General features: G+C 75.3%; 2 protein-coding genes and 1 pseudogene. All 3 read right to left on the bottom strand.

The genetic code is table 11. The features are described 5' to 3' along the window. On the bottom strand, positions 1 to 1095 hold a 1095-nt coding region (locus tag PSR1_RS22655; protein ID WP_059439567.1), incomplete at its 3' end, for a PEGA domain-containing protein. Further along, positions 1092 to 2648, bottom strand: a complete 1557-nt coding sequence (locus PSR1_RS22650) for a PQQ-binding-like beta-propeller repeat protein (protein ID WP_059439566.1) — start codon at positions 2646 to 2648, stop codon at positions 1092 to 1094. The genes PSR1_RS22650 and PSR1_RS22655, both read right to left, overlap by 4 nt. 10 nt (positions 2649 to 2658) lie before the next feature. Continuing rightward, positions 2659 to 3020: pseudogene (locus tag PSR1_RS22645) on the bottom strand (hypothetical protein); the annotation flags it as partial.

The following is a 3020-nucleotide window of genomic DNA, read 5'->3' as shown; positions in this document are numbered from 1 at the left end:
CGCCTCGGCGACCGGCGGCAGCGGCGGCCGGATCTCGTGCGGCCCCTGCTGCGTCAGGTTCTGCACGTCGCGCGAGGACTGGCCGGTGAGCAGGAACGACGCGAGCGCGCCGACCTGGACCGACGGCAGGCCGCCCGCCACCAGCCGCACGCTCCCCTCGCGCAGCAGCGCGCCCCGGCGCACGTCGAAGATCGAGCCGACCAGGAACTGCGCCTGGCCCTCCTGCGCGCGGCTCACCGTCAGCAGGCGATCGACGCCGAGCCAGGCGCCGGCGCGCACGATGCCGTAGCCGCGCGCCTCCGGCGCGAGCGCCAGCCCGGGGCCGGCGTTCACGCGCAGCGCATCCGCCAGCGCGAAGTCCAGCACCACGCTCCGGTCCTCCGGCTCGAGGTCCACGGTGAAGCTCGGCACCCGCAGCGCGCCCGCCCCGCCGCCGACGCGGTAGCTCCCCGCCGGCAGCGTCAGCGTGACGGGCGTCGTGCCCATGGCGCGGCCGTTCACGTAGACCGTGCCGGACCGTCCCTCCGAGGCGACGTGCAGGCGCCGCCGGGGCAGCGCGCGCACCCGCGCCTTCACCTCCTCGAAGCGGCGGCGGAAGCCGGGCGAGTACTGGTCCGGATCCGGCTGCAGCGCAGGGTCGGTGCGGGCGAGCGCGAGGAAGGCGCGCTCCATCTCGCGCTCCTGCCCCAGGCTGAGCGAGGCGTGGGCGAGCCGGAGCATGGCGCGCTTCCACTGAAAGTACGCCTCCTCCCCCTCGGGCAGCGCCTCCAGGTCGTCCACGATGGCGCGCAGCGTGCGGACCGAGCTGTCGAACTCGCCGTTCTGGTAGACCGCCAGCGCGCCGCCGTAGGCGCGATCCAGCTCGGAGAGCGTCGCGTCCGAGCCCTGGCCGAGCAGCCGCCGCCGCATGGTGGCCACCTCCTCCACGCCGCCGACGCGGTCGCGGCACGCGGCGCGGAGCTGGTGCGCGAGCTCGGTGAGCTCCGCGTCGGGCCCGGCCGGCGGGTCGGCCACCGCCATCACCCCGAGCCGCTCCACCGCGCCGGCGCCGGTGGCGGCCAGCGCGCACAGGGCCGCGACGAGCGCGCGCCTCACGGCAGCGCCCCCGCGTTGCCGGTGTTGCGCGGGTCGTGGAACGCCTTGGGCCACGGCGCGGCGCGATCGAGCTGCCCGTCCACGATGACCGCGTAGAGCTTGCCGTCGGCCCCGGCCACGTACGCGGTGGAGGTGGCCGCGCCGGGCGCGCCGTGGACGTTGGCGGGCTGGAGGGCCTGGCCGGTGGCGGACAGCTTCACGCTCCAGGCGATCTTCCCGTCGTCGGCGTCCACGGCGTAGAGCCGGCCGGTGGAGGTCGGCACGAGCAGCGCCGGCCGCTCGCCGGCGAGCGCGAGCGGGATCGCCGGCACGCCGTTCAGCGCCTCGCTCTCGGTCCACGGCGGGGCGCCGGCCGTGGAGAAGCGCTGGAGCAGGCCCGCGCCGCTGCCGATCACCACGCTGCCGTCGGCGAGGACGATGGGGCCGGAGCTGCCGACGGGGACGGTCGCGACCGTGGTCGTGGTTGCGTCGGCGTCCGTCCGATTGAGGCTCCCGTTTTGAGCGACGGTCCAGATTGAGCCTCCAGCGTCCGATGCAAACGGTTGGGCGACGGCATCGCCTACTCGCGGCGGGAGAGGACTGCCGACCCCTGTCCATTCAGAGCGCAACACACCGCTCGTCGGCAGCGCAAACTTGAGCACGCTCCCCGATGACACGGCCATCACGTATCCCGCGCCGGTCACAGCCAGCGGCGAGGTAACAGGCCCGAGGACGCTCGTTTGATTGCAGAAGCCAGAAGTGTCAGCGACGACGATAACCCCAGCCTGCGAACCGATCACAGCCCATGCACCGATTAGCACTGGAGGTCCCGCAAGCGGCTCGCCCGGTGAACAATCGGCAAGACTCAGCCCGCCGGAATCATCGACCGCGTACAGGTTCCCGGCCTGCGTACCGATCCACGCCGCGTTCGCTGCTGCGGCGGGCGTCCCCGCCGCACCACCCGGAAGCTGTACAGGCTCTCCAACAGGTAAGCCCGAGGCGTCGAATCGGTAGACCTTTCCGTTGCTACCGCCCAAGACGACCGTCCCGACGTCGTCGACCGCAGGCGGACTGAGGGCCACGGTGGCCCCGATCTCCGCTGCTTGAGCCCACCGGAGCCTCGTCACGGTCTGCGCCGGCACGTCCACCGGGATGCTCGCGTTCCTCGCCCCGTCGCGCGCCGTCACCGTCGCGACCACGGCGCGCTCGAACGCGGGGAACGGGTATCCCTCGAGCGGCACCTGCGCCACCCAGCGGCCGCCGGCGCGGGCCATCGGGACCGCGCGCGACGGATCGAGGTCGAGCGCGACCGCGACCTCACCGACCTCGTGGTCGTCCGCGACGGTCGCCTCCACGCGCAGCGTCCCGTCGCGCAAGCAGGGCGGCCCGCAGGTCACGGCCACGCCGCTCACGGCGGGCGGCTGCGCGTCGGGCCAGCAGACCGCGCCGTCCGGCGTGGACGCGCAGTACTCGCCCGCCGGGCAGTCGGCGCTGCGCGCGCAGCCCTGCCGGTCCTCCTTCACGCCACTGCACCCCACGGCGAGCACCGCCGCCAGCGCCAGCATCCGGTCCATGTCGCTCCTCCTAGAAGGCGAATCGCCAGGTGAGCCCCGCCGCGAGGGCCGCGCCGCCGGCGCCGAGGGCCGCCGCGCTCCACCGCCGGCGGCTGCGCCAGTCGGCGCGCGCCCGCGTGTACGCGGCCGGATCGCCGGCGGCGTCGGCCCGGTCCGCCGCGCTCGACGCGGAGACCGCCAGCGCCACGCCCGCGATCAGGGACGCCGCCCCTGCGCCGGCCAGGCTCCAGGCCGCGATCCGCCCCGCGCCCGGCCCCGGCTCGGGCGGCAGCGCCTGGAGCAGCCCGTCCAGCGCGCTGCGCAGCGGCCTCACCGCGTCCTTGCCCGGCGGCACCTCCACCAGGCGCTGGGCGCGGGCCTCCTCGGTGGAGG

The organism is Anaeromyxobacter sp. PSR-1 (genome assembly GCF_000964525.1).
Taxonomy (GTDB): domain Bacteria; phylum Myxococcota; class Myxococcia; order Myxococcales; family Anaeromyxobacteraceae; genus Anaeromyxobacter.
Note: the sequence above shows the minus strand (reverse complement) of the source record. Positions and strands in the feature narration are given on the sequence as shown.

Bases quoted from the DNA above. Each gene is read 5' to 3' on its own strand.
- PSR1_RS22650 (WP_059439566.1), bottom strand. From the start codon at position 2,648: ATGGACCGGATGCTGGCGCTGGCGGCGGTGCTCGCCGTGGGGTGCAGT.